Raw genomic sequence first — 26,748 nt, 5'->3', positions numbered from 1 at the left:
CGCACAGTGCGGCCTGCCTTTCCAGCTGGCAGAAGAGGGCTTCCTCTTTCACCAGAATGTTAATGGCGTGCAAAAACAGGAGAGCTGGATCAAAGCTCCTTATCAAAGCCTTGATGAACTTGAAACGAAGCTTGAAGCCATATGCAGGCAACTGGGGGATAGCGCCAAAAAATTAAAAGCGGGCATTTCACAATATGGCACTAAGCCTGCCCAGCTCCTGAATGCATCTGAACTATTCTCCAGGGTCAGCCATCGGGAAATGGTCCATACCATCCAGCATGGTGAGTTTCACAGCTATCAGCAGCCGATTATAAACCTGAAAGAGGGAGACAGGATTTATGGCTATGAATCCTTGCTGAGAACGGCAGGGAGCAAGCAAATACCGCCTGGCATCCTTTTCAAGACAGCCGAGGAAACTGGCCTGATGTCCATGCTTGACCAAAAGGCGAGGGAAGCCGCAATCAAAGCAAGAAAAAATATCATCCCGCCGGGAATCAAGAGCTTTATCAATTTCCTTCCTTCTACAATTTACAATCCGGATTTCTGTCTTCAGCACACATTCCAGATTGTCGAGAAATATGAAATCAATCCGGCAGATCTTGTTTTTGAAGTAGTGGAGACTGAGAAAATCAGTGATATTGACCATTTAAAAAAGGTGTTGAATACATACAAAAAAAGAGGCATGAAAGTGGCGCTCGATGATGTCGGGGCCGGATTTTCAACCCTCGAAATGCTTGAAGCACTCCAGCCCGACTATTTGAAAATAGACAGAAGCTTCATCGACCGCTGCGACCAAAGGCCTGAAAGCCAGCAATTTCTGTCCAAGGTCATGAATATTGCAGACGGTCTTGGTATCATTGTCCTTGCAGAAGGAATCGAGAGGAAAGAAGAGCTGGAGTTCTGCAGATCGATTGGCGCCGATCTTGGACAGGGCTATTATATTGGGCGCCCTGCAAAGGAAATAGAGTCCGCATTGCAGGTGAATTCATAATGAGGATCATCCCCGCAGATCAGCTTGATAAAGAAAAGGCAGCAGCCTTTTTCCAGGAAAATTGGGGAAGTCCTCAGATGGTTATTTCCACTGGCATCTATCATTGTGATGAGCTCCCCGGGTTCGCAGCCATAGACAGTGCTTATAATATCATTGGCCTTATTACTTTTGCAGACAGTGCGGAGGGTAGGGAAATCATCTCCCTGGATGCCGGCATGGAAGGACAGGGGATCGGATCAGGACTTCTGAAAGCTGCTGAAGCTGACGCAAAACAAAAAGGCATCAGCAAAATGGTGCTGATAACAACCAACGATAATTTGAATGCTTTGAGATTTTATCAGAAAAGGGGATATCAGTTAATGAAGGTGCTTCGGAACGCCGTGGAAGAAGCCCGAAAAATTAAACCGGAGATTCCTGTGTTTGGTATTGACGGGATTCCGCTCAGGGATGAACTGATTCTGGAAAAAGAAATTTGATTTGCGGCAGGTCCTGGGGATTCAGGGCCTTTTTTTTATGGTAACGATCATGTCTGCTGCTGATCCGGATTATTTGGGAGGTTTGTGCTCATACTGACGGAATTTGTTGAAGAAGGGGGCTGCTTTGGCGGGCTGTGACAGCATGAATTTTCGGTTGTTAGCAACTTTTCCGGGATATTAGCAACTTTTTCCTTTTATTAGCAAGTTTTCAATTATACTAGCAACTTTCTGGATATATTAGCAACTCCCAAATTATATTAGCAACTTCTTCCCCCGCCTCATGCTTCTAAAAGAAAATTTGACAAAATTTCTGATTGAGATTATAGTAGTATTACAAATAGACGCTTTAACGCTAAAAAGCGTTTAAGTATAATAGTTTTGCCGGATAGACAATAGTAGAATCGCCGAATGCAGCAAATAGAGACTGGGCGGCTGGTGAAAGCCCGGGCGGCGCCGATTTGAAGTACAGCTATCGATTCAAAGGCATTATGTGTGAAGAGAGGGAAGGCCGATGTGCCTTTCAATTAGGGTGGTACCGCGGAGCTCCTCCGTCCCTAGCCGGCGAGAGGGCTTTTTGTGCTGTCTTCAGCGCAATAATGAATTTCTGCCGACCGGAGCCAGTCATACAACAGGAGGAAGTACCATGCATCAGGATCAAGCGGTTATCAAAATCAGTACAGCGGAGGCTGTGGTAATATCCCTGCTTTTGCTCGGAGTAATCAGTTTCTCAATTATAGGCGCAGGGGCGGTTCCCCATGTGCCGATTATAGGGGCAATCATTGCCCTGCTCATATACGGACTTTTAAAAAAGGTTCGGATGAAAGATTTGGAGGAAGGTATGGCTGAGGGTGCAAGGTCAGGATTGGGCGCTGTGTTTATCTTCTTTTTTATCGGAATGCTTATCAGCAGCTGGATGGCCAGCGGTACGATTCCGACTTTTATCCATTTGGCGCTATCGGCAGTAAGCGGGAAGTATTTTTTTGCCATTGCCTTTGCGGTGACAGCAGTCATCGGAATCAGCATCGGCAGCTCGCTGACGACAGCGGCAACGCTTGGAGCGGCCTTTGTCAGCGCGGCTGCTGCACTCGACCTTAGCACAGCAGCTGCTGCAGGCGCCGTTATATCAGGGGCGTTCTTCGGAGACAAAATGTCACCTTTATCAGATACAACCAATCTCGCTTCTATGACAGTAAAAGTAGATCTGTTTGACCATATTAAAAATATGGCATGGACGACCATCCCGGCATTTGTCATATCCATTATTCTCTTTGCTATCATTTCGCCGGCAGCAGCAGAGACCGATTTCCGAAAAATCGCTGCAATCAAGAATAGCCTTGAGGAGCTTAATCTCGTCAGCTGGCAGTCTATAATCCCTTTTGCAGTGCTCGCTGTCCTGGCTGTGAGTAAGGTTCCAGCTATTCTCACCCTGTCTGCCAGTACATTGTCCGCCTTGATCCTGGCTCCATTTATTCAGGGAAGCTTCAGTTTCAGTGACATGGTGAATATACTGTACTCCGGCTACAAGTCGAATACCGGGATGGAGGAGCTCGACTCGCTGCTGACTAGGGGCGGAATTGAAAGCATGCTGTTTTCGGTATCACTGGTCCTCCTTGCCCTCTCAATGGGCGGACTGCTATTCAAGCTCGGCATATTGCCGGCACTTCTTGAAGGCATCAAAGGACTGATTGTAAAGGCACCTGCGCTTATAAGTGCCACAGCTGCATCAGCCATCGGAATCAACTTCCTCCTTGGCGAACAGTATCTGTCCATCCTGCTCACCGGAAATGCATTCACAGAGTCTTATAAAAAGGCCGGGCTGCATCTGAAGAATCTTTCCAGAGTCCTTGAGGATGCAGGGACAGTCATCAATCCCCTTGTTCCCTGGAGTGTTTGCGGGGTATTCCTGACAGGGGTGCTGAATGTGCCGACTGCCGAATATATGCCCTTCGCCTTTTTCTGTCTGCTATCGCCAATCATCACTTTGCTGTTTGGATGGACAGGGTTAACTATCACGAAAGCTTCAGGCAAATGATTTAAAACAAGAGGAGCGGCAATCGCCGCTCCTCTTACTTTTTCCCTTTTCATTCTTCCAGCAAATGGTGCAGCATCCTCTCCCGGTTTTCAAAAAACTGCTTCATAAATTGAAAGTGGCCGGTATCCTCAAGCCGGACCTCCTGGACCCCTTCTTCTGTCAGCTCAATAATTTTGGCAGAAGGATACGACATGATGATGGGGGAGTGGGTTGCGATGATGAATTGAGAACGGTCTTTGGCCAGTTCGTGGATGCGCGAAACCATCGAAAGCTGCCTGAGCGGAGACAGGGCTGCTTCAGGCTCGTCAAGAATATAAATCCCTTTTCCGCGGAAGCGATTCAGAAAGGTGGCAAAAAAGGCCTCGCCGTGCGACTGTTCATGAAGGGAAGTCCCTCCGAAAGATTCGATCAAAGGAATACCGGGAGATTCCTTATCAAGATCATCAATATAAGAAGCCACATTGTAAAAGCTCTCGGCTCTTAGAAAAAAACCATCCTCAGGACGCTCCGATCCCCTTGAAAGCCTGATGTACTGCTCGAGCTCCGAATGGGAGTTATGTGTAGAAAAACTGAAATTAAGCGACCCTCCTTCCGGATTAAAGCCTGCTGCGATTGCAATAGCTTCCAGGAGAGTGGACTTTCCCATCCCATTCTCGCCGACTATAAAGGTTACATCAGGATGAAGGGGCAGGTTGTCAAGGTTTTTCACGGCAGGAAGGCTAAAGGGATATCTGGAATATGAAGGAATATCATTTCTTCTGAGTATAATGCTTTTAAAATAATGGCCATTATCAAATTCCATCATCTAAGCCTCCAATCCATTCTCTTTTTTTTATCATAACATTTTTGGGAGAACCAACATACATCCCCGATGTCGTTAGCTGAACCCTGGTACAGGGTTCGACTTTGAAAAAGGTAAAGATGTATCCTAAAGGGTTTCTCGGTTACAAAACACGGCTGAGAAAAGAAGAAGTCATGTATCCCGCCGGGCATCCGGGATACATAACCAGGCTGAGAAAAGAGAAGTCATGTATCCCAACAAGCATCCGGGATACATAACTCGGCTGAGAAAAGAGAAGTCATGTATCCCACCGGGCATCCGGGATACATAGCCAGGCGGAAAAAAGTAAAGTCATGTATCCCACCAAGCATCTCGGATACATAACACAGCTGAGAAAAGAGAAGGCATGTATCCCGACAGGCATCCGGGATACATAACACGGCTGAGAAAAGAGAATTCATGTATCCCACCGGGCATCCGGGATACATAACACGGCTGAGAAAAGAGAATTCATGTATCCCGCCGGGCATCCGGGATACATAACACGGCTGAGAAAAGAAGAAGTCATGTATCCCGCCGGGCATCCGGGATACATAACACGGCTGAGAAAAGAAGAAGACATGTATCCCGCCGGGCATCTGGATACATAACCAGGCGTGAAAAATGGCAGTCACACAGCCTATGTGGAGGCAACATATTCACAGGCTCCTCCATACTTGCATCCCGTTTTTCCCTCTTATATAGTTAAACTATTGCACAATATTGAATGCCGGCCCGTGTCCGGCTCTGCAGACGAAAGGAGCAGCATAAGTGAAGATAAGCAATTTTTCGATCCGAAGGCCGATTTTTACACTTGTTACGATGGCTCTGGTTCTCGTTTTAGGGGTGGTGTCCCTTTTGAACATTCCTTTGAAACTGATACCGGACATAAATCCGCCTGTCGGTGTTGTAGTGACCAATTATCAGGGAGCAAGCCCGGAAGAGGTATCTGAAAAGGTGACAAAACCTTTGGAGCAGAGTCTTGCTACACTTCCTGGTTTAAAAACAATGACCGCAACGTCACAGGAAAGCGCCAATCTTGTACTCCTGGAATTTTCCTGGACGACTGATATTGACGAAGTGCAGTCGGAAATCATCCAGCGGCTGGATCAGACTCCGCTGCCGGACGATGTAGATAAACCGCGCTTCCTGAAATTTGATCCTTCCCAGTTTCCGATCATCCAGCTTTCTTTGAGCTCTGACAGCGATGAGGAATCATTAAGGAGCATTGCCGAACAGCTGGAGCTGGAGCTCACAAAGGTAGACGGTGTGGCCAGCGTCAACCTTTCCGGCACCAGTATTAAGGAAGTAAGGGTTGAACTGGACCAGGACAAGCTGAGGGAATACCGGCTCAGCCAGTCTGATATCGTAGATACCATTCAGGCAAACGATATTTCCCTTCCGGGGGATACGATTTTAACAGGCGGCAAGGAGCTGACTACCAGGGTAATCAGCAGCATTGATTCAGTTGATATCTTAAAAAAACTTGTGGTAGCCGCAAATCCGTCCAATGGAAATGAAGTTCTCCTTCAGGATGTGGCCAGTGTCCAGCTTGTCAACCAGGACGACCGTACGATAACAAGGACGAATCAGGAGCCTTCCGTCCTCTTAAGCGTCCTGCAGCAGTCTGATTCAAACACTGCAGAGGTGTCGAAGGAGTTCATCAGCCAGCTCGACGAACTGCTTGAAAAAGATCAATATGAGGGGATTGAGTCTGATATTCTGTTTGATCAGGGAGATTATATCCAGCAGGCGATCGGTAATATCTCAACTTCCCTTCTCTTAGGCGGCCTGTTCGCGATGCTTGTTCTGTTTTTCTTTTTGAAAAATGTCAAAAGCCCGCTGATCATCGGGATTGCCATCCCGTATTCTGTTATCTTCACATTCGTGCTGATGTACTTTTCAAATTTCACCCTAAATATCATGACCCTTGGCGGATTGGCGCTGGGGATCGGAATGCTCGTTGATAACTCAATCGTTGTGATTGAGAATATCTACAGGCATCTATCGATGGGGAAAGATCCAAAAGAAGCGGCAAGAGACGGTGCAGGAGAAGTAGGTGCTGCAATTACAGCCTCCACCCTCACCACTGTGGCAGTGTTCCTGCCTGTCGTTTTTATTACAGGAATCATCGGCCAGCTTTTCACTGAATTTGCTTTGACCATTTCATTCAGTCTTTTTGCTTCGCTTGTCGTTGCTTTGACTGTTGTGCCGATGCTTGCCAGCAGGCTGCTGAAGGCGCCGAAAACCAATCTGGAAGAAAAGCGCCAGGAGTCGGCCATTATGAAGGGGCTTGAGCGTTCTGTCAAATGGGCTCTGCGCAACAGGCTTGCTGTCCTGATTATCATGCTGGTCCTGCTCGCCGGAGGCGGATATGGGATCACGACGGTCGGCACACAGTTCCTTCCTAATTCGGACGAAGGTTTCTTCAGCGTCAGGGTCAATCTTGAAAATGGCTCAGCTCTTACAGAAACAGAAAAGGTCATGGCTGCACTTGAGGAGCAGCTGAAGGAAGAAGACGATGTTGAGACATATGTCAGCCTGATCGGTACAACCCAGGAATCTTCTTTCAGAGGCTCCGGCAATCCGAATGTGGCTGAGCTTTATGTAAAAATGAAGGATCTGGAGGAGAGGGACCGCTCTACATTTGAATTTGTCGACGATGTGAAGAGGGACTTGGAGAGAGCGGCAGAGAAGGCCAACAGCACGGCAGAGGTCTCATTCAATCTGCAGTCTTCCGCAGGATCCGCGCCGAATACTCTCTCGTTCAGCGTTCGTGATACAAACGAAAAGCGGCTGAATGAATCGGTAGACAAAATTTACAATTCACTCAAAGACCTTGATGACGTGAACGAACTTTCCACAGACCTGATGGATACGGTAGAAGAAATCCAAATCACGGTCGACCGGGAAAAGGCAAGGGCAGCAGGGCTGGCGCCTGCCCAGGTTGCCATGATTGTCAATGATGTGACACGAGGAAACCAGGCAACCCAGATCATTGATGAGAGCTCCAATATTTATGGCGTTTTCGTAGAATATGATCCTGAAGTTACCCAAAATCTTGATAATTTAAAAAAACTCCTGCTGCGTAAGCCTGATGGAAGCTATACAACCCTGGACCAGGTAGCGGCTATTGAAAGAGGCGAAGGGCCGGTCAATATACAGCGGATCAACCAGCAGGACGCTGTCCAGTTTACCCTGAAATATAAGACCTCAACAAACCTCGGGGCTATTTCTAATCTGGTTGATGATGAGATTGCTGATCTGGATTTGCCGGAAGAAACAGAAATTGTCTTCGGCGGTGACCGGGAGCTCCTGGAATCTTCCATTGATGATATGCTCCTGGCATTCATCCTGGCGGTTGTCTTTATCTATCTGGTGATGGCGGCCCAATTCGAATCACTGAAATATCCGTTCGTCATTATGTTCACAGTTCCGCTGATGGTCATTGGCGTAGCGATTGCATTGACCGCGACACGCACTCCTGTCAGCCTGACTGCCATCATCGGCATCATAGTCCTTGCCGGCATAGTGGTCAATAATGCCATAGTCATTGTTGACTATATCAATCAGAAAAAGGCAAGCGGCATGAAAACCTATGACAGCATTGTCGTTTCTGTAAAAGACAGGGCAAGACCTATCCTCATGACAGCACTTACGACGATCCTCGGACTGATCCCGCTTGCGCTGGGGATTGGCGAGGGGGCTGAGATTAACCAGCCGATGGGCATCACGGTAATCGGCGGCCTGATCAGCAGCACCTTCCTGACGCTGTTCGTCATCCCTGTCGTCTACAGCTTCTTTGATAAAGATACAAGGAAGCTCAACAAGATGTATGCCACACCTGACGGCCACTTGATTCCTGCCTATCTCCTTGAAGAAAGGTACGAAGATCCAAAAGGGCAAAGTGACGTTCCGAAGGTTCCAGCAGAAAGCAATAAAAATTACAGCCGCGAAGATATGGCTGCCATGCTTGAGGATTTGCTGAGGGCAGTAAAAGATGACGAAAGAAAACAGCAGGACCAGGATCAAAAGGACAAATAATTTTTAAAAACTCCATAACGCTGAAAAGCCTTTCTCTTTGGAGAGAGGCTTTTTTGCGGGGTTAGATATTTGAATTATCAGAAATATATTGTTTGAAGCTGGTATGACCGGTTACAATTTGAGTAAATCTATGATAGAAAGAGGCGGTCCAATGAAGGAGAGGCATTATTTTTTCACGGGGTTTCCTGGTTTTATATGCTCCCGGCTAGTCAGGGAGGTACTTATTAAAGAGCAAGGGAATGTACATATCAGCGTTTTAAGCCTGTGGGAAATGGAAGCGGCCGCAAAGGATGAAATCAGGAAGATCTGCGGCGAGACCGGTGCAGGGCGCGAGTGCTTTTCAATCATTACTGGAGATATTACCAGGGCTGGGCTTGGTATCGGCCAGCAGGACTTAGCATTCCTCAGGGAAAGCATCACCCATCTTTTTCATCTGGCCGCCATTTATGATTTGGCGGTGCCTGAGGATATTGCTTATAAGGTAAATGTTGAAGGGACGAGGCATGTAACAGAATTTGCAGGAACGTTGGAGATGCTTGAAAGATACGTCTATTTCAGTACTGCCTATGTGGCTGGAAAAAGGGATGGGCTGCTGATGGAGGATGAGCTGACAGAGCCGCCCGGGTTCAAAAACCATTATGAAGAAACAAAATATCTTGCCGAAGTCATTGTTGAAAACGCTAAAGGTGAAATACCGATTACCATCTTAAGGCCCGGGATTGTAAAGGGGCATTCTGTAACAGGGGAAACCATCAAGTTCGACGGGCCGTATTTTATTCTGAATTTTATGGACCGCCTGAGCAGGCTGCCATTCCTGCCCATGCTCGGGAAAGGGGAAGCTTTTATCAATCTGGTGCCGGTGGATTATATCATTAAAGCAGCCGTATTCCTTGGGACATCAGCTGTTGGGAGGGATAAGACCTACCACCTTACAGATCCGAATCCATATCAAGTTTCCGATCTGTACGAAATGCTGATGGTGGAGCTTTGCGGGAAAAGACCGGCTGGCAGCTTCCCTCTGAGTGCTGCCAGAGGGGCGCTGCGCATCAAAAAGCTGAGGAATTACCTTGGTGTGGAGCAGGAAGCGCTTGACTACTTTACCTGGCAGGGACGCTTTGATTGTTCAATAGCACAGACCGATCTGGAGGGATCAGGAATTCGCTGCCCTGATCTGAAGGAAGGCATCCCGTCGATGGTTTCTTTTTACAGGCTGCATAAATCTGATCCGCGTTTCCAGGTGCATAAGCTGTACTCCTAGCAGGCATTTTGAAGCAAGTTCAGGTATTTGTGATAAAAGAGAGATCTTTGGTGCATGATACCACTATAGAAATATAGCTGGTGATAATGAATGAAAAAAGTCGGAAAACTAGAAGCCATTTTTTGGAGCATTGCTTTGCCCGGTTTCAGCCAGCTGCTGACGGGTCACTATGTAAAAGGTGTTCTCTTTGTGGCACTTGAAGTTCTCATCAACGTTTTCAGCAACTTTAATCTGGCTATCATGCACAGTTTCCTGTGGGAAATTGATAAGGCGGCTGCAGTCCTTGATTATCAGTGGCTGATGTTTTACCCTTGTCTGTATATGTTTGCCATGTGGGATGCTTATAAAGAAGCTATGCCTGCACAGGAAGAATTGTCTTTTCTCCCCTTTGTCTTCGGAGCCTATTTTGTAACTGTCGGTCTTATGTATTCGGTGAGGCTCAAGCTTTTTGGCATCTTGTTTGGCCCGGTCTTTTTGCCGATGATTTTCCTTATTCCCGGGCTTGTGGCGGGCTTTGCGCTAAGGGCCCTGCTATTGTTCCTGCGAAGAAAAGCAGCGTGAAATGCATACAGGGGGGCCAATAAAAAACCTTTGCTGAATCAGCAAAGGTTTTCGCCGTTCATGAGCAATCACCAAACCACCCCCAAAAGCTCCTCTTTCCGGGCGAAGCTTTATGTTAGCAGTGAAAATATTCCTTATTTCTCTCTTCAATCCTTCCCCTTGCTGGCTGTTATTTGGCATATGATATAATGTGCTGGTGGAGAGGTGAGGATATGCTCGGTTATTTATTCATCACTAAGAAAAAACAGACACTAGAAAAAACCGTAATAAAAATCCAGCAGGGCGACAGCCGGCTGCTTAATGAACTGATAGAGTCATACAAACCTTTTATTGCAAAAACCGTATCCTCCGTCTGCAGACGCTATATCCATGAGTCTGATGATGAGTACAGCATCGGGCTGATTGCCTTTGATGAAGCGGTCCGTAAATACAGTCCCGAGAAGGGCAGTTCCCTCCTGGGATTTGCCGAAATCATAATCAAGCGAAGGGTCATTGATTATATCAGGCAGCAGGCAAGGCATATGAATGTCAGCTTTGAAGGCAGCAGTGGAAGTGCTGATGAACAAGCTTCAGCCAGTCTTGTGGAAGACAGGCTGTCGATTGAAGAGTTCGTGAAAAAAACAGAGCAAGAGCTTAGACGGGATGAAATCATTCACTTTACAGCTCTTCTCAAAGAATATGGATTAACTTTTGCTGAAATTGCAGATCAGTCCCCAAAACATGCAGATGCGCGGAAAAATGCGATGGAAATAGCATCGGCACTTGTCAGGGACAAAGAGCTGGCTTCCTATTTGCAGGAAAAAAAGCGCCTTCCCATCAAGCAGCTGGAAGGCACTGCAGCAGTGAGCAGAAAAACGATTGAAAGGAACAGGAAGTATATCATTGCTGTTTCCCTTATTTTAATGGGAGATTATGTGTATTTACAGGAGTATATAAAAGGGGTGCTGAAAACGTGAAAAAAGGGGTCATCCTTGAAATTGAGGGACGTTTTATGACGATGCTTACTCCCGAAGGCGAATTTCTTCGTGCCCTTAATACAGAAGGACATCATCAGATAGGGGAAGAAATCTACTTCTACCCTGTTGAAAATGCAGAAAAAGACGGGAAAGGACTCTTTTCACGCCTGGCGGCAAGAAAGAAACTGATTGCCGCTGCCGCCATGGCCTGCCTTCTTGTTCTATCTCTTGTCATTCCTTTTAATAACAACAGCGAAGTATACGCCTATATGACAATTGATGTAAACCCGAGCATCGAGTTGGGTGTCGACAAGGAACTGTCTGTAGTGGAGCTTCAATCTTATAATCAGGAGGGCAGGAAATTGCTCAGTCTCTTGGAGGATTGGAAGGGAAAAAGTGCCGGCTATGTAACACGGAAGATCCTTAGTCTGGCCCAGCAGCAGGGATATCTGAGAGAGCACGAAGAAATGATTATCGCTTCTGTACTGAAGAAAGAAGTCAGCAAGGATTCCACTGAAAGCAAGAAGCTGAACAGTCAGGTTGAAAGCATCAAAGAAACTGCAGAAGCAGAAAATCTTGAAGTCAAAGTGGTCGAAGCAACTGAAGGTGAACGGGAGAAGGCCAAAGAAAAAGGGCTGACTGCCGGTAAATTTATAGAAGAGGAAATAGAAAGGAAGCAGCAGCTGGAGGAAAGGGAACGGGAAAAAGAAGAAGCTGCAAGGGAGAAAGCTGAAAGTATTAAAAGGAAACAAGAGCAGCAGAATAGCGGGAGCGCCGATAAGGCGAAAGATAAGAAGGGGGCAGGCGATATAAAGCCTTCGTCTCACGTTCCAAAACGTCCTGTTTCCAAGCCGGAAGGAAAGAATAAGGGAGCAGACAGGAAAGATGATGCCCGCAAAGCAAAGCCTGAAAAAAGGCAGGACGAAAACAAGGAGCGGGACAAACAAAAAAAGGAAGAACAAAGAAAACAGGAACATGACAAGCATGAAAAGCACGAAAAGCCGGAGAATAGTGGCAATAAAAAAGGTTCCCCTCCGCCCGACAAAGATGGACATGGGAATGGCAATAACGGACATGATAAGGGGCAAAAAGGGAGTAATGGAAAATCCGGCTGAAGGCAGCCGGATTTTTTGCCATTTATATTTTATTATTATTGTTCGTTCCGTCCAGCAAGCTGGGATTGGGCTTGTTGTACAAGGCGCTTTGTAATCTCTCCGCCAACAGAACCGTTTGAGCGGGAAACTGTATCTGAACCCAGATTAACGCCAAATTCCTGAGCAATTTCGTATTTGACTTGATCAAGATACTGCTCAATGCCGGGAACGAGCAGTTTATTGCTGCTTCTTGCCATATTGAGTTTCAGCTCCTTCCATATTGATGCAGAGCTTAAGGCCCTGTATCAGTAGTATGGAGCTGTGGAGTTTTTTCATGTTTGGTAATGTTATCTTGCTGTCTGTGCCCCGGCTGCGGCATATTCTGCTGCTTCTAAAAGCAGGTCTGCAATATGGACTGCCTTGACATGGCCTGCCGCCCCTTCACGCTCAATCCCAAGCTTCATCTGAAGAAGGCAGCCAGGATTTGAAGTGACAATGACTGCCGCTTCTGTTGTTCTGGCCTGGTTCATTTTGTAATCAAGAATCTGCATGGACATTTCCGATTCAACAATATTATAAATTCCCGCTGAGCCGCAGCACCTGTCCGCATCTTTCATTTCCCGGTACTCTGCCCCGGTGATAGAGCCCAGGAGCATGCGCGGTGCAGCCGCCGTTTTCATCACATTGCGGAGGTGGCAGGAATCCTGGTACGTAAGAATCTGATGGGGAAGGGTCAACTTATGGTTTTTATGGAAATCCAATTCAAATAGGATCTGGGAAATGTCCTTGATCTTATTTGTAAAGCTCTCAGCGCGGATTTTCCATTCCGGTTCATCTTTCAGGAGATGATCGTAATCTACAAGGAAAGCTCCGCAGCCGCCTGCATTGGTTATGATATAATCTGCTCCCGTCTCCTCAAAGGCAGCGATGTTCCGTTTTGCCAGCTCCCTGGCTTTTTCTTTTTCCCCGCTGTGTCCATGAAGGGCCCCGCAGCAGGCCTGTGACTTGGGTATGACGATTTCACAGCCGGCCATCTGCAGCAGCTTCATGGTCGCGTCATTTGTCCCCATGAAAATGGTGTCCATCAGGCAGCCGGAGAAAAATGCTGCCTTTTTCACTGGCTTCCCATGAGCTGGCAGCTTTTCGGGACGCTTCTTCATATCCTTGTAGGAAGGGACAGCAGGGAGTACTTTTTCCATTGCTGCAAGACTGTCAGGGAAGAGCTTCATAAAACCGATTTTCCTAACAGCGGTTTGCAGGCCGGTCCGCTGATACACGGATAGGAGGCCGGCCGCTGCCGTCATTCTTTCCTGATGCGGGAACAGCCCATGGAAAACAGTCTTCCTGATCGCCTTGACAGGGAGTGAGTACTTTTTATTCTGGCTGATAATATCCCTTGCTTCCTCGAGAAGGTGCCCATAATTAACACCTGAGGGACAAACTGGCTCACATGCCCTGCAGCCCAGACATAAATCCAGGGATCGCTCTACATCGCTGTCCGGCTCGATCAGCCCGTCCGCTACAGCTTTCATCAGTGCGATTCGGCCTCTTGGAGAATGCTCCTCCTTAAAGCCTGAAGTGATGTAAGTGGGGCAGGAGGGGAGGCAGAAACCACATCGCATGCAGTTCAGCATTTCATCCTCATCCATCCTGCTGCTGAACTCACTTTGGATCTTTTGCCGTTCAATTGCTGTACTCATTTAGATACCACCACACGTTTCCTGCTGTCTTTGGCAAATATTTTCCCCGGGTTCATGATATTCTTCGGATCAAGGGCTGCTTTGACGGCCTGCATGGCAGCAATGCCTTCGCTTCCCAATTTAAGTTCAAGATAAGGGGCTTTCATGACTCCCACGCCATGCTCGCCTGTTATAGTTCCTCCAAGCTCGATGGCTTTTGCAAAAATCTCGGCAAAAGCATTTTCCACCCTTTCCATCTCTTCTTTATTTCTTGCATCCGTCGGACAGGTAGGATGGAGATTTCCATCTCCGGCATGGCCGAAAGTACAGATTTTCAGGTCATATTTACTGGCAATCTCATTGATGCTCCTTACCATATTGGCAATTTCAGAGCGGGGGACCGTAGCATCTTCAAGAATGGTGGTGGGCTTGAGCCTTGCAAGGGCTGAAAGGGCGGCTCTTCTCGCAGCCGTCAGCGCCTCTGCCTCGGAGGCCGTCTTGGCCACCTGGACAGAAACAGCACTCTCTTCCCGGCAAATGTTCTCCATCTTTGCCATGTCACGCTCGACAACTTCACGAGGTCCATCCTGCTCAATCAGCAAAACTGCTTTGACATCTGTAGGCAGTCCGATCTGTGCGAACTCTTCCACAACTTCGAGTGTCGGCTGATCAAGGAATTCTAATGTTGCAGGGATGATTTTATTGGCTATGATTTTTGAAACCGTCTTCGCGGCTGCTTCAAGGTCCTGGTAAAGGGCAAGCATCGTCTTTTTAGTTTCCGGCATCGGGATCAGCTTCAAAGTCGCTTCGGTTATAATCCCAAGTGTACCCTCAGAGCCTGTGAAAAGACGGGTGAAGTCATAGCCCGCCACATCCTTTGCGAGCTTGCCTCCCGTCCTGATGACATCCCCATTGGCCAGGACCACTTCAAGGCCCATGACATAATCTCTGGTCACACCATATTTAAGGCCTCGCAATCCGCCGGAGTTTTCATTTATATTTCCTCCGATTGTAGATATTTTCATGGAACTTGGATCAGGAGGATAAAAAAGTCCTTTTGCTTCTGCTTCGCGTATCAAGTCAAGTGTGACAAGCCCGGGCTGAACAGTAATGGCGAGATTCTCTTCATCAAGGTCAAGAATTCTGTTCATATGCTTGAACAGAATAACAAGCCCGCCCTCGGTCGGGCTTGTGCCGGCGCACAAATTTGTGCCCGAGCCTCTTGGGACGATGGGAATGGAATACTCGCTGCATACTTTTACAATTTCAGATACTTCGCCTGTATTTCGCGGGCTAATGACCGCATCAGGGAGGGATTGAAAATTCGGGGTGGCATCATAGGAATAAACCAGGCGCACCGCATTAGAGTCATCATATTGGTCTATGCCTGCAATCGCTGTCAATTTCTCTTTAGCAGCTTTCGGTATCATAACAGGAGCCTCCAGTTGCAGCCGGCTTCTGCCGGCAGTACTTTTAGCTTCATTATATGGAAGGATATTTAGAATTTCTATAGATATTAATACGAATATTATCCGCTTAATTAGTGATCATTTGTATGTTCATCCAATAGCAGGCATGCCATATAAAGGATGAACAGCTGCTGTGCATTTCCCGTGCCCAGCCCAGTCAGATCCTCAATCTTCCTAAGGCGATAGTGAAGTGTATTGATATGTATATGCATGCTTTCAGCAGTCTTTTTCAATGAATGGTTCTGCCTGAACAGCTCTTTCAGTGTTGCAAGTACGTCGGGGTGCTGCTGCAGGGGTCCGATGGTCCTTTTAATATAATCCAATTTGGTTTCAGGCTTGATTTCATCCATCAGCATCTCCAAGGTAAGATTTTTATCAAATCTCAGGCCCCTGGCTTTCTTTGCAGCCTTCACAGCCCGTTCCGCCTGCCTGAAGGAACGGGAGAGTGCAGAGGAAGCGGCCGGCTGCCCAGCCCCTCCAGAAAGCGGAGAACCGGAACTTCTGTCGAGATAGCTGTAATACCTGGATACTCTGTCCTCAAGCCTTTGGATGTGCTCTTCTGAATGATGTGCGAAGAGCGCAACAATTCGATCATGACCCCAGCGTATGAAAAGGTCATTACTGTTTTTTTCTGGCCAGGATAGGAGCCTTTGCCAGATTTCCCTTGAAGGAATCTTTTCAGGTTCGAGGAATTCTGCTATAAACACCAGCCGGTCAAGCCTGGTATCGACCTTAAGCATAAGCGCCCTGTCTATAAAAGAACTGCCGTGCCCCCGCTCCTGGAGCCAATCAAAGACAAAGCCTTCAAGGGCCCTTGACTGCCAGTCAATCTGTTCGCTGTAGAAATTTTCGCTGATTAAAAGCTCTGTCATTTTTCTGATAATTTCACCGTAAGGAGCTACCTTTTCCGGGTCGCCTGTGATCCCAATCACTGCGGCAACTTCTTTTTGAAAGAAAACAGGAAGATTGATCCCGGCTTTGACGCCTTTCAGCTTTTTTTCATCATCTGCTGTGATGATTCTTTTATCCCGTTTTTTAACAGACTGGAGTGCTCCTTCATGGAAGGCTCCAACTCTATCTGGAGATGTGCTTGAAACGATGATTCCATCTGTATTGACCACGATGATTTCTTCTTTCAAGACCCCCCGGACCTCGCGAAGGATCTTTTCGGCAAGTGCTGGCAAAAGCATGATCGAGCCTCCTGATTTTGTTGATATAATTATTATCTTTATACTTAATTATATAAAAATAAAAAAAATCACGCTAATAGCCTCATAATCCTTTTAAACCCTTCTGTTTTTCTTTATGATAGGGGATAGGCAATTTAGGAGGGAAAGATCATAATGTGGGATGAAATAAAAGAAAGGCTGGATAAATTATCCCCTGCCCAGGTTATCACCGGCTACTATTTGCTTGCTGTCACCATTTCGGTGCTGCTGCTGCGCATTCCTGCAGTCCATCAGCCCGGTGTTGAGGTTTCCTGGCTCGATTCGGCCTTCACGGCTGTCAGTGCCGTTAGTGTAACGGGGCTTTCAGTTATAAATATATCTGAAACATACAGTACCTTCGGGGTCTTTATGCTGATGTTCGTCCTGCAATTCGGGGGAATCGGCATCATGACGCTGGGTACTTTTTTCTGGATCTTGCTAGGCAAGAAAATCGGTTTAAGGGGAAGGCGGCTCATCATGGTCGACCATAACCAGTCGAACCTGTCGGGCCTGGTCAATTTGATCAGGGAAATCCTGAAGCTGATCCTGATTATAGAAGCGGCGGGGGCACTTATACTGGGTGTGCACTTCCTCAGTTATTATGATACATTCCAGGAAGCCATGCTGCACGGCCTGTTCGCTTCGGTCAGTGCTACGACAAACGGAGGCTTTGATATTACCGGTGCTTCCTTGATCCCTTATGCGGATGATTATTTTGTACAGCTTATACATATAATCCTGATCACACTTGGGGCAATCGGCTTTCCTGTTCTGATAGAAGTAAAGCATTACCTTTTTGACCGGAGAGATTATAAAAACTTCCGCTTTTCCTTATTCACAAAGCTGACGAGCGCCACCTTTGCCGTGCTGCTGGTGGTTGGGACGGTTCTAATCCTCCTCCTGGAAGGAAGGCATTACTTCAGCGGAATGAGCTGGCATAAAACGTTCTTTTATGCTTTCTTCCAATCTGCCACAACCAGGAGCGGAGGCCTTTCGACTTTGAATGTCAATGATTTTGCGGAGTCTACCCAGCTGCTTCTGAGCGGGCTAATGTTCATCGGAGCTTCCCCAAGCTCGGTCGGTGGAGGGATCAGGACCACGACTTTCGCCCTGAATGTCCTCTTTCTTTATCAGTTTGCCCATGGGAACAGGGATATTAAAGTATTTAAAAGGGAAGTCCATCAGGATGATGTATTAAAATCCCTGGTCATCACCATTTTAGCTGTCGGCATGTGTTTCTTTGCAGTTATTGTGCTCAGTCTGACTGAGGCCCATAGCGTGACAGCTATTATTTTTGAAGTGTGTTCGGCCTTCGGAACGACAGGATTGTCGATGGGGATAACCCCCGATCTGTCAGCGGTCGGGAAGTGCGTGATCATCATACTGATGTTCATTGGAAGAATTGGGCTGACTTCCTTCTTATTCATCATTGGAGGAAAAGAAAAGAAGTCAATCTATCATTATCCAAAGGAAAGAGTCATCATTGGGTAAAAGCATATAACCATGGTTATATGCTTTTTTATCTGGGCAAAAGCCCCAAAACCCGGGCCTCGAGTCATCATAAGCCACGGGATGTGGGTTATGCAGACGTTGCCGCAGTACGTGGTTTTTAGTCTGCGTTCCTTAGTGGGCAAGCCGCTTCCGCACTTCGATTTGTCCAGCTCCAGGCGCTAGCCCTCGAGTCATAAGCCACTTCAGGATTGAAGGCAAAGAACGCCTTCTATCCTGAAGCGTCTTATGCTTGTCGGCTCTGGGCAAGCCGCTTCCGCACTTCATTTAATCCGTTCCCCTGCTCACGTCTTTTTCAGGGTGCATGAAGGGGGAGCTTTGGGGTTTTTGTTTTTTTTCGAGGAGTTCTCTGTTTTCGTCTGTATTCCAGCCGATGTCGTTTGTCGGGTGGATCCATTGTTCCCCTGACATGACAGCAGGGTCGGTTTCATCGGTCCATTGTTCCAGCGGGGAGTTTTCTGAAGCGTAGAAGCTGTCGCCGATTGTAACCCCAAAAGAGTTTTTGAATGGCTCTTCCAGCTTCAGATGCGTCCCTTTTAAGCTGGGAGCGGATATTTGGTGGGGCAGTGTGCCATCAATGCCAATCTGCTTCCCTTTTTTCATCTGTTATGTGCACATCCTTTCTTTAATGCGAAGAGGTTAGGCTACAGAGCTGGACAAGTATTATTTTTTCAAGCTGGCTTCTATTTTATAAAGAAGCAGGACCTGCAAATAAAGGAAAGAGCAAGAAAGAATTCTTTCGGGGTGGAACGAAGAAAATATAGGAGAAACAATGACTTAGGAGGAATCAATATGGCGAAGCGAAAAGCTGAACATGATGCGGTAGAAAAATATTCTAAAACGCCGAAGAAAAATGTTGCAGAATCAGAATTCTCCGCAGAGTTTACACATGGGGAAGAGACTGCTAAAGGAGCCAACCGGAATTCCAAGCAGGGAAGAAAGGGGAGGGGCTGATGAAAAGGAAACCTGAGGGTGACTTGAAGCAGGAGACCTCCAATGTTGAGTTCGGCCTGGAATTTGGGGACATGAACGCAAGCAAATTCTACGAACATCCAGATGCCTTCAGGGAGAAGAACCAGAAGGAAAGAAACAGTAAATAAGAGATGACCGTGCGGCCGATTTGGACCGGTTTTGAGGATTTGGTGGAAAAAATCAGGAAATGATTAAAATATCTGGGAAATGACTAAAAAAACTTTATCTTTAAACAAATAAAGGCTTCAATTGGTAAATAATATATCCGCGCCAGTTACAAAACCTAAATTCAGCCGGCTCTGAGCACAGCACACGGCTTGAAACGGTCATTCTGAACAAAAAAGCCTGAAACTGCAGCAGTTTCAGGCTTTTTTTCAGAAATTAAGCTGGTTTAAGTGTATTTTTGGTGCAAGAAAAAATTTGTGTCTGTTCATTTGAAGCATCGAAAAAGGCGATGATACTGGAAGCTTCCCGTATAATTTCTCCCGTTTCCAGATACGCGCTGATATCAAATTCAACCTGGTCAAGAAGAGTATGTTTGTGAAGGTCCTTCTCGCTCAGGCGCAGATTTTCAAATTGGCTGCCCAATGAAGCTGGGTTCCTTGCAATTTCCTGATAGAGAGCGGATCGATCGCTCTTTTCATAGCCGGCTTCCCACCATGGTTTTCTAGGCTTATACTTCTGGTTTGCAAGATAGTCCAATTTCATAAGGCCTTCAATGACCCTTAGATCTTCCAGCTGCTTATATTCGAGGAATTGCTGCAGCCTGCGGAATAGATCTTCGAGCTGATGACCGATCCTGGACCAGCCCATCTCTTCCCAATAACCTCCAAACTCCTGGAAAAAGTCAAAAGGGGTCGGGAACGAACGGGTAGTCAAATACTCAATAGTATGGTCCATGCGATGGTCATTCCAGTATTTTTCCAAAACATCTTCAACCTGTTTGATCCTGATAATATCTTCAAATGGCAGTACATTATTGCCGAGGATTTCATATGGCGAATGATCCATATAAGTGTATCCGTGCTTTTCTGCACTCAGCCTCAGGCCTGTTCCGCGCAGCATTTTCAGGAAACCAAGCTGAAGCTCTTCTGGCCTCATGGCGAACACATCGTTAAAGGTCTTCTTAAACGAATCATAATCTTCCTCAGGCAGACCCGCAATCAAATCAAGATGCTGATCGATTTTTCCGCCGTCTTTGACCATTGTAACCGTCCTTGTCAATTTGGCAAAGTTCTGTTTTCTCATGACCAATTCATTTGTTGCATCATTTGTCGACTGGACGCCGATCTCAAAACGGAATAGTCCAGGAGGGGCTTCCTTGTTGAGAAAATCAATGACTTCCGGCCTCATGATATCAGCAGTGATCTCAAATTGAAAGACAGTCCCCGGCCGATGCTCATCAATCAGAAAACGGAACATCTCCAGCGCATAGCTTCTGCTGATATTGAAGGTACGGTCCACAAACTTAATCGTTTTAGCTCCATTATCCATTAAATATCTGATATCTTCCTTAATTTTCTCTCTGTCAAAATAACGGACGCCAACTTCAATGGAGGAAAGGCAGAACTGGCAGGAGAAAGGGCAGCCTCTGCTCGTTTCTATATAAGTGACGCGTTTGGAAAGATGCGCTTTGTCTTCTTCAAATCGGAAAGGGGATGGAAGTTCGCGCAAATTCAGCTTATTTCGCTGCGGGTTGAACTTTACCTGGCCATTTTCCCTGTAGGCAATACCATGGACATTTTCCATTTTTTTATCACCATCAAGCTCTGCAAGAAGCTGCTTAAACGTTTCTTCTCCTTCACCGATGACGATATAGTCAAATGCTTCTACCTTTTCCATCCATTCCGGCACATCGTAGGAAACCTCAGGGCCTCCGGCAATAATCTGGATGGCAGGATCGATTTTTTTGATGATATTAATGACCTTGATTGTTTCTTCAATATTCCATATATAACAGCTGAATCCGATAATATCCGGTTTTTTTCTAATCAGATCGGTCACGATATTCATGACAGGATCCTTAATGGTGTACTCTGCCAGCTGAATGTCATACTCAGGCTCGGCGTAAGATTTTAAATACCTGATGGCAATATTGGTATGGATATATTTAGCGTTCAATGTGGTGCAAACGATATTCATAATAGTAGAACTCCTTTAAGAGTAGTGCAGTTCAGAACAACTTATTATTATACGTTATTGTTGACAAAAAAAGTAGCTGTAAATCATCTGACCCGCTTAGGCAATCTTCTTTTTTCCAGCCCTGGGATTCCCGATCCCCGGGCTGCCCAAAGTAAAAAGCCCGCCGTCCGGCGGGCATTCAATCAGCTTAACAGTTTTCTCCTATAAAACTCCAGCCATGTTTTTCCCCGCAGCTGAAGCTGCTTCAGCCTGGAGGTGTTAAGCTCTATAAGCGGCTGGGCAAAAGAAGTTGCAATCCTGCTTGAAAGGATAAGCGTAAGGATCAGGGATATCCCTGCTAAAAGCAGGAAATTCTCGGGCTCATGGAAGTAATCCTGAACCACGCTCTCCCGGAAAATTCTCACAAAGAACCCATGCAGAAGATAGACATATAAAGTGTTCTTGCCGAGATTCGTAAAGAAATATTTTTTTCTTGGTACGAAAGCCAGGAACGAAAACACCATGATGAGGCTGAGAATGTAAAAGGACAGCCTGGTCAGCAATGCTTTAAAAGAAGCTGCGCCCATTTCAGCGTATGGCTTTGATCCAAGAAGCCATTTATAATTGATATCCGGATAAAAATAGAAGCCGATGAACACGATTGCAAAGATGCCTAATGCAGCAAACCTGAATTTTGGCCTGAATAGCATATATAGCTGTTCTTTCCGTAAAAAGTATCCGATCAGGAAAAGCGGGAAGAACACAAACGTCCTGGATAAGCTTAAATAATTGGATACCGTGTCAGCATAGCCGATCAGCAGCCCAATCAATATAGCAGCTCCGATGGAATAAGCAGGCTTGAATTTTGCGAACAAAAGCAGCATGATATTCCAGCAGAACAAGCTCAGCAGAAACCATAGTGACCAGTGCGGCGTAAAAGGATCGAGAGAGATTGTTGATTTGTTATAAAGATAATAATAGAACACAGAATAAATTGCCTGGAAAATTAAATAAGGCAGAATCAGCTTTTTGGCAATTTTCTTCACATATCCCTGTTTCCATATCCCTCTTGCAAAAAATCCTGAAACCAGAATGAAAGCCGGCATATGGAAGGTATAGATGACCTTGTACAGGGTGTAGATTGTTTCATTATCTTCAATAAAGGAACGTAGCAAATGCCCAAAGACAACAAAAAAGATCAAAATGAACTTGGCGTTGTCAAAGTAATAGTCTCGCTGTTTCATAACTCCTCCTTGATTAAAGACCCCCATAAAACTTTTATCTATAATACCCAGCCTAACATGCAGCTAAACAGTTGTGCCGTGTTAATTAGAGGATGGCATACCAGTAAATTCTAAAACGGAATCTGCCGGTTTTTTCTGAAACTTTGGAAAGTATTTCTTCAAAATCAAAAATCTATATATTATAATGAATGTTAATAGTCTAAAAGTTACATAGTTTTATTTCTGCTTATTAGGACAATAGTTTGGTTCAGCGAAGAAGAAATAGGGGGAATAGATGTGAAAGGGGAAAAAAAGGCAAGGGTTAAAAAGGCTAAAGCCAAAAAGCCGAAGATAAAAAAGGAAAGAGGCAGGAAATGGCCCGCCTTGGCTGCAAAGCTGATGAATACTAAGTTCTGGAGAAAGCTTAAGCTGGGACAGAAATATGGAGCGGCTCTATTCATTACTATTGGTCTTTTTGCCGTTTCAACCATCATTACGTTTGTATTGCTGACGATGGTTAATGTAAAGATGAATACAGTTGAAGAAACAGGGGATAAGACGATCCAGACAACAGAAATCGCAGCCCTGTTCAATAATAAAGGAAGCACTATCGGAAATTTCATCATTGATTCCAATCCTAAACACCTCAATAGTTTCAAAGATCTTGAAGAAAGCATGGACAAGCTCAAAAAACAGGTGCAGCCTTCACTCAGGAATGAGGAGACAAAAAGCCTCTATAAGCGGATTGATCAAAATGACAAGCAGATAACAAAGATTTTCAATGATGTCATCATCCCTGAAGTAAAGCTTCAGAATGTCAGGGGCTACCGCCTGGGCAAATTACAGGTGGATAATATTATCACAGAAACAGTCGGCCAGTTGGACGAGCTGCGAAGCATTCTCAAGGAAGACCAAAAAAGTGCTGTTGCATCAGCCAAAGCCGGAACCATTCTGACGATGATTGTATTGGCTGTCTCCGTCGTTGTTTCTTCTGTTCTGGGAGTGGCGAGCATCCTCCTTATCGGGCGACTGATCTCGGGCAAGCTGAGCCAGATTGTCACCTTATCGAATGAGGTTGCAGCAGGAAATCTTAATGTAGAATCGGTGGAAATGGAAGGGGAGGATGAACTCGCAGAGCTGAGCCGTGCCTCTAACTCCATGAAAGAAAAGCTTCAGGCTATGATACAGGAGATTTCAGCCGTGTCCACTTATGTGACTGACAGAAGCGGGGAGTTGAATATCTCGGCGAATGAAGTCAGATCGGCAAGCCAGCAGGCAGCATCCACCATGCAGGAGCTTTCAGGTGGAGCAGAAGAGCAGGCCAATTCTGCAACAAGCCTTGCTGAAATGATGGAAGATTATCTGGGTAAAGTTGAGTATGCCAATAAGAGCGGCGCTGCCATCAGGAAAGATTCAGGCGAAGTTCTGAATATGACGAAAAATGGCGATGAGCTTATGAAAGAATCACAGCAGCAGATGCTGCGCATCAACGAGATCATGAAATCTTCTGTACAAAAGGTGCAGGGACTGGATGAGCAGACTAAGCAAATCTCTAAGCTTGTGCAGGTTATCCATGATATAGCAAACCAAACCAATCTGCTTGCCCTTAATGCTGCCATTGAAGCTGCAAGGGCTGGTGAGCATGGTCGAGGCTTTGCCGTGGTGGCGGATGAGGTAAGGAAACTGGCTGAACAGGTATCTTTCTCTGTGTCAGACATTACCAGGATTGTTAAAGGGATTCAGGCAGAATCCAATGACGTCGTCCTTTCCCTTAAGCATGGATATGAGCAGGTAGAAGAGGGGACCGGCCAGATTGAGCATACAGGCCAGACATTCCAAAATATCTATCAGTCTGTCAACAGGATGTCTGAAAACATCAATGAAATTTCCAGGAGCCTCGAACAAATTTCAAGCAGTTCTGCGGTAATGAATGACTCAATTGAAAATATTGCATCCGTTTCCGAGGAATCTGCAGCAGGGATTGAACAGACAAGTGCCTCCATCAGCCAGACAAATCATTCGATGGAGGAAATTTCTGATAATGCCCAGTCATTGTCCGAGCTCGCAGATCAGCTGAACGAGATGATTTCTAAATTCAGGCTATAAATGAACAAAACAGGCTGCAGGCAAAACTCATTTTTGCCGCAGCCTGTTTTTCATAGAGTCTAAGCTGTTTCGTCTCAACAGAAAAGGGAAAAAATTGCTGGCAATTGTCTAAAAATTGTTTTTTTTTAACCCCAACAGTAATAAAATGTAAGTGTTATAGTATACAAGCCATAAAAGCCGATAGAATTTTCCAGCACAGTTGGAAAGGTATAAGATAGATGTCAGGCAAGTCTATGTCTTCGAGGAGGAAAATAGGTGGGGGCTTTATCTGATATAGCAAGAAAACAAATGGAGGAAAGGATAGCCGTGCTTGAACTGGAAAATGAAAGGCTGAAACAGGCGGCAGAGCAAATGGGAAAGTCTGTAGTAGCCAATCATGTTTTTGATTCCGCAGCAGATGGAATGATCATCTATACTGAACAGCGGGAGATTATTGCGGTTAATCCTGCCATGTCTCGGTTTTTAGGTACTGAGAAGGGACAGTTCGAGGGACTTAGGCTGGATGACCTGGTTCCCGTCGATTATCATTTTAAGCTGGAAAAGCAGAAAAAGCTGCTGCAGTCCCAGGAAAAAGTCAAAGGTGTTCTGCCGATGGCCAATAACGGCAGCCTTGCCTACTTTGAATTTACAACGAGCCGCCTTCCTGATAGCCGCCTCCTTTTGTCCATATTCAGGGATGTTACAGAGAAGAGACGGCTGGAGCAGAAAATCCGCAAACATGAAGACTTGTATAAAGACCTGTTTGTGGAAGCGCTCGATGGGATCGTTTACTGGAAGGATAAAGGGACAATCATCAATGCAAACCAGGCAGCATGCAGAATATTTGAAAGCACCCATGATGAACTTCTTGCCGGGAAGGTGGATGATTTTGTTCTTCACAAGGATGAAAGCTATTTCCAAATTCTCGAGGAGCTGTACAAAGAAGGACAGGTAAGGAATGAGCTGTTTTTTCTCATGCCAAATGGGCAAAAGAAGCTGCTGGAATTCACCGTTAAGCTGAACGCCGTTGAAGGCTATCATATGACGATTTTCAGGAATGTCAGTGAGCGGCATAAAATGGAAGAAGAACTGCGGGAAAGCGAAAGGAAATTCCGCAGCATTTTTGAAGGTGCCCTGGAGGGGCTGATACTGTGGGATGAAAACTTTACCATTGTCGATATCAATGCTTCAGGAGAAAGAATGCTGCAGATGAGTCAGCATGAAATTGTGGGACAGTCCCTGCTTGCGCTGCTGAATGATTGTAATATAACAGAAGAGGAGCTGCGCATGCATCTGGAGGAACTGTCAGGCAGCGGCCAATCCAACGGGACGATTTCTTATATTTTGAAATCCGGCAGAAAAATGCATTTTGAGTTCTCTTTGAAGCAAAATGTCTTCTCAGGGCTCAGCCTGACGACTTTTAAGGATATTACAGAGAAGCTGGAGATGGAGGACCAGCTGAAGAAGTCTGATACACTGAATGTGATTGGGCAATTAGCAGCGGGAATCGCCCATGAGATCAGAAATCCAATGACAGCTTTGAAAGGGTTCATTCAGCTTCTGGAAGACAGTGCAGGGAGCGGAAATTCCATGTACTTCAATATTATTACCTCTGAACTGCAGAGAATCGACTCCATTATAAATGAATTCCTGATTCTGGCGAAGCCACAGGCCATTCAGTATGTCGAGAAAGATATTATCCAGCTGATGAAAGAGACAGTTGAGTTCCTGACTGCCCAGGCAGTTCTCCATAATGTCCAGTTCAGGACAGATTATGCCAAGAACCTTCCCCTGGTCTTCTGTGAGCCGAACCAATTGAAGAAAGTGTTCATAAATATTATTAAGAATGCGATTGAAGTGATGCCAAAGGGCGGAATCATTACCATTTGCATTCAAAAAAACAGGACAGGCAGCATCCGGATTTCCATAAGGGATGAGGGATCCGGTATTCCGCCGGAAAAATTGCGAAAGCTGGGAGAGCCGTTTTATACAACGAAAGAACGGGGGACCGGGCTGGGCTTAATGGTCACATATAAAATAATTGAAGAGCATGAAGGTAATATTGAAGTGGAAAGCAAAATGGGGGAAGGAACCGTTTTTCATATCGATCTCCCCATAAAGCGGGGCGGGTACCAGGATCCAGGCGGCATTTTTACTTTATAGCAAAAAAGAAATACCGATTGTTCAAATTTGTATCATTCAGCAGAATGATGCATTTTTTTTGCAAAAGAATTGACTGCTGTAATCTAA

21 protein-coding genes and 1 pseudogene are annotated in these 26,748 nt (G+C 45.9%); 14 read left to right on the top strand and 8 right to left on the bottom strand.

The annotated features are described in order from the left end of the window. Nucleotides 1-67 precede the first annotated feature (67 nt). The 3 genes from RBB45_RS17950 to nhaC all read left to right on the top strand — a co-directional run bounded on the left by RBB45_RS17950 (nucleotide 68) and on the right by nhaC (nucleotide 3,499). A complete protein-coding gene (locus tag RBB45_RS17950; RefSeq protein WP_306010051.1) occupies nucleotides 68-991 on the top strand; it encodes an EAL domain-containing protein in 924 nt (307 codons plus the stop codon). Further along, complete coding sequence (locus RBB45_RS17945; protein WP_306010050.1) at nucleotides 991-1,467, top strand: GNAT family N-acetyltransferase; 477 nt, start codon at nucleotides 991-993, stop codon at nucleotides 1,465-1,467. Before RBB45_RS17950 ends, RBB45_RS17945 begins: the two co-directional genes overlap by 1 nt. A gap of 643 nt (nucleotides 1,468-2,110) precedes the next feature. Next, a complete protein-coding gene (nhaC, locus tag RBB45_RS17940) occupies nucleotides 2,111-3,499 on the top strand; it encodes a Na+/H+ antiporter NhaC (RefSeq protein WP_022543637.1) in 1,389 nt (462 codons plus the stop codon). A gap of 49 nt (nucleotides 3,500-3,548) precedes the next feature. On the opposite strand, the gene RBB45_RS17935 is transcribed toward nhaC, so the two are convergent. After that, nucleotides 3,549-4,304, bottom strand: coding sequence for an AAA family ATPase (locus RBB45_RS17935; protein WP_306010049.1), 756 nt, complete (start codon nucleotides 4,302-4,304; stop codon nucleotides 3,549-3,551). A 786-nt stretch (nucleotides 4,305-5,090) separates the two neighbouring features. Between RBB45_RS17935 and RBB45_RS17930 the strand changes: the two genes are divergently transcribed. The 5 genes from RBB45_RS17930 to RBB45_RS17910 all read left to right on the top strand — a co-directional run bounded on the left by RBB45_RS17930 (nucleotide 5,091) and on the right by RBB45_RS17910 (nucleotide 12,253). Next, a complete protein-coding gene (locus RBB45_RS17930) occupies nucleotides 5,091-8,363 on the top strand; it encodes an efflux RND transporter permease subunit (RefSeq protein WP_306010048.1) in 3,273 nt (1,090 codons plus the stop codon). Nucleotides 8,364-8,514: 151 nt separating this feature from the next. Beyond that, nucleotides 8,515-9,621, top strand: coding sequence for an SDR family oxidoreductase (locus RBB45_RS17925; RefSeq protein WP_240683956.1), 1,107 nt, complete (start codon nucleotides 8,515-8,517; stop codon nucleotides 9,619-9,621). Nucleotides 9,622-9,711: 90 nt separating this feature from the next. Next, the gene (locus RBB45_RS17920) at nucleotides 9,712-10,182 is read left to right on the top strand and encodes a hypothetical protein (protein WP_009794238.1); all 471 of its coding nucleotides are present in this window, start codon (nucleotides 9,712-9,714) and stop codon (nucleotides 10,180-10,182) included. Between the two features lie 212 nt (nucleotides 10,183-10,394). Beyond that, nucleotides 10,395-11,138, top strand: a complete 744-nt coding sequence (gene sigI / locus RBB45_RS17915) for an RNA polymerase sigma factor SigI (protein WP_009794239.1) — start codon at nucleotides 10,395-10,397, stop codon at nucleotides 11,136-11,138. Next, on the top strand, nucleotides 11,135-12,253 hold the full coding sequence (locus RBB45_RS17910; protein ID WP_306010047.1) for an anti-sigma factor domain-containing protein: 1,119 nt from the start codon (nucleotides 11,135-11,137) through the stop codon (nucleotides 12,251-12,253). Before sigI ends, RBB45_RS17910 begins: the two co-directional genes overlap by 4 nt. A gap of 35 nt (nucleotides 12,254-12,288) precedes the next feature. On the opposite strand, the gene RBB45_RS17905 is transcribed toward RBB45_RS17910, so the two are convergent. The 4 genes from RBB45_RS17905 to RBB45_RS17890 form a co-directional block, all read right to left on the bottom strand. Continuing rightward, complete coding sequence (locus tag RBB45_RS17905; protein WP_009794241.1) at nucleotides 12,289-12,489, bottom strand: alpha/beta-type small acid-soluble spore protein; 201 nt, start codon at nucleotides 12,487-12,489, stop codon at nucleotides 12,289-12,291. Between the two features lie 90 nt (nucleotides 12,490-12,579). Next, nucleotides 12,580-13,932: a (Fe-S)-binding protein gene (locus tag RBB45_RS17900; protein WP_009794242.1), complete on the bottom strand. Its 1,353-nt coding sequence runs from the start codon at nucleotides 13,930-13,932 to the stop codon at nucleotides 12,580-12,582. After that, a complete protein-coding gene (gene glcD / locus RBB45_RS17895) occupies nucleotides 13,929-15,341 on the bottom strand; it encodes a glycolate oxidase subunit GlcD (protein WP_306010046.1) in 1,413 nt (470 codons plus the stop codon). The genes RBB45_RS17900 and glcD overlap by 4 nt, the downstream gene beginning before the upstream one ends. A gap of 110 nt (nucleotides 15,342-15,451) precedes the next feature. Continuing rightward, a complete protein-coding gene (locus RBB45_RS17890) occupies nucleotides 15,452-16,570 on the bottom strand; it encodes a CdaR family transcriptional regulator (RefSeq protein ID WP_009794244.1) in 1,119 nt (372 codons plus the stop codon). 153 nt (nucleotides 16,571-16,723) lie between these two features. Between RBB45_RS17890 and RBB45_RS17885 the strand changes: the two genes are divergently transcribed. Continuing rightward, complete coding sequence (locus RBB45_RS17885) at nucleotides 16,724-18,079, top strand: TrkH family potassium uptake protein (RefSeq protein WP_009794245.1); 1,356 nt, start codon at nucleotides 16,724-16,726, stop codon at nucleotides 18,077-18,079. Nucleotides 18,080-18,364: 285 nt separating this feature from the next. Here the strand turns inward: RBB45_RS17885 and RBB45_RS17880 are convergent, their stop codons facing one another. Next, a complete protein-coding gene (locus RBB45_RS17880; RefSeq protein ID WP_009794246.1) occupies nucleotides 18,365-18,700 on the bottom strand; it encodes a DUF3905 domain-containing protein in 336 nt (111 codons plus the stop codon). A 189-nt stretch (nucleotides 18,701-18,889) separates the two neighbouring features. Between RBB45_RS17880 and RBB45_RS17875 the strand changes: the two genes are divergently transcribed. After that, on the top strand, nucleotides 18,890-19,051 hold the full coding sequence (locus tag RBB45_RS17875; RefSeq protein ID WP_022543641.1) for a hypothetical protein: 162 nt from the start codon (nucleotides 18,890-18,892) through the stop codon (nucleotides 19,049-19,051). Next, nucleotides 19,051-19,197 (top strand): hypothetical protein, encoded by a 147-nt coding sequence (locus RBB45_RS17870; protein ID WP_009794248.1) that lies wholly within the window; start codon nucleotides 19,051-19,053, stop codon nucleotides 19,195-19,197. The genes RBB45_RS17875 and RBB45_RS17870 overlap by 1 nt, the downstream gene beginning before the upstream one ends. Before the next feature lie 253 nt (nucleotides 19,198-19,450). Here the strand turns inward: RBB45_RS17870 and RBB45_RS17865 are convergent, their stop codons facing one another. Continuing rightward, nucleotides 19,451-21,211, bottom strand: coding sequence for a B12-binding domain-containing radical SAM protein (locus tag RBB45_RS17865; protein ID WP_129611849.1), 1,761 nt, complete (start codon nucleotides 21,209-21,211; stop codon nucleotides 19,451-19,453). 182 nt (nucleotides 21,212-21,393) lie between these two features. After that, on the bottom strand, nucleotides 21,394-22,434 hold the full coding sequence (locus tag RBB45_RS17860) for an acyltransferase family protein (RefSeq protein ID WP_022543642.1): 1,041 nt from the start codon (nucleotides 22,432-22,434) through the stop codon (nucleotides 21,394-21,396). Between the two features lie 378 nt (nucleotides 22,435-22,812). Here RBB45_RS17860 and RBB45_RS26370 point away from each other — a divergent pair. The 3 genes and pseudogenes from RBB45_RS26370 to RBB45_RS17850 all read left to right on the top strand — a co-directional run. Continuing rightward, a pseudogene (locus RBB45_RS26370) lies at nucleotides 22,813-23,580 on the top strand (HAMP domain-containing protein); the annotation flags it as partial. Then, the gene (locus tag RBB45_RS26365; protein ID WP_371931617.1) at nucleotides 23,572-24,519 is read left to right on the top strand and encodes a methyl-accepting chemotaxis protein; all 948 of its coding nucleotides are present in this window, start codon (nucleotides 23,572-23,574) and stop codon (nucleotides 24,517-24,519) included. The pseudogene RBB45_RS26370 and the gene RBB45_RS26365, both read left to right, overlap by 9 nt. Before the next feature lie 255 nt (nucleotides 24,520-24,774). Next, nucleotides 24,775-26,661, top strand: coding sequence for a PAS domain-containing sensor histidine kinase (locus RBB45_RS17850; RefSeq protein WP_224950112.1), 1,887 nt, complete (start codon nucleotides 24,775-24,777; stop codon nucleotides 26,659-26,661). Nucleotides 26,662-26,748: the final 87 nt, after the last annotated feature.

It is taken from the genome of Bacillus sp. MMSF_3328 (assembly GCF_030733525.1).
In the GTDB taxonomy this organism is placed as follows: Bacteria; Bacillota; Bacilli; order Bacillales; family Cytobacillaceae; genus Bacillus_AB; species Bacillus_AB infantis.
This window is presented reverse-complemented; position numbering and strand designations above follow the sequence as displayed.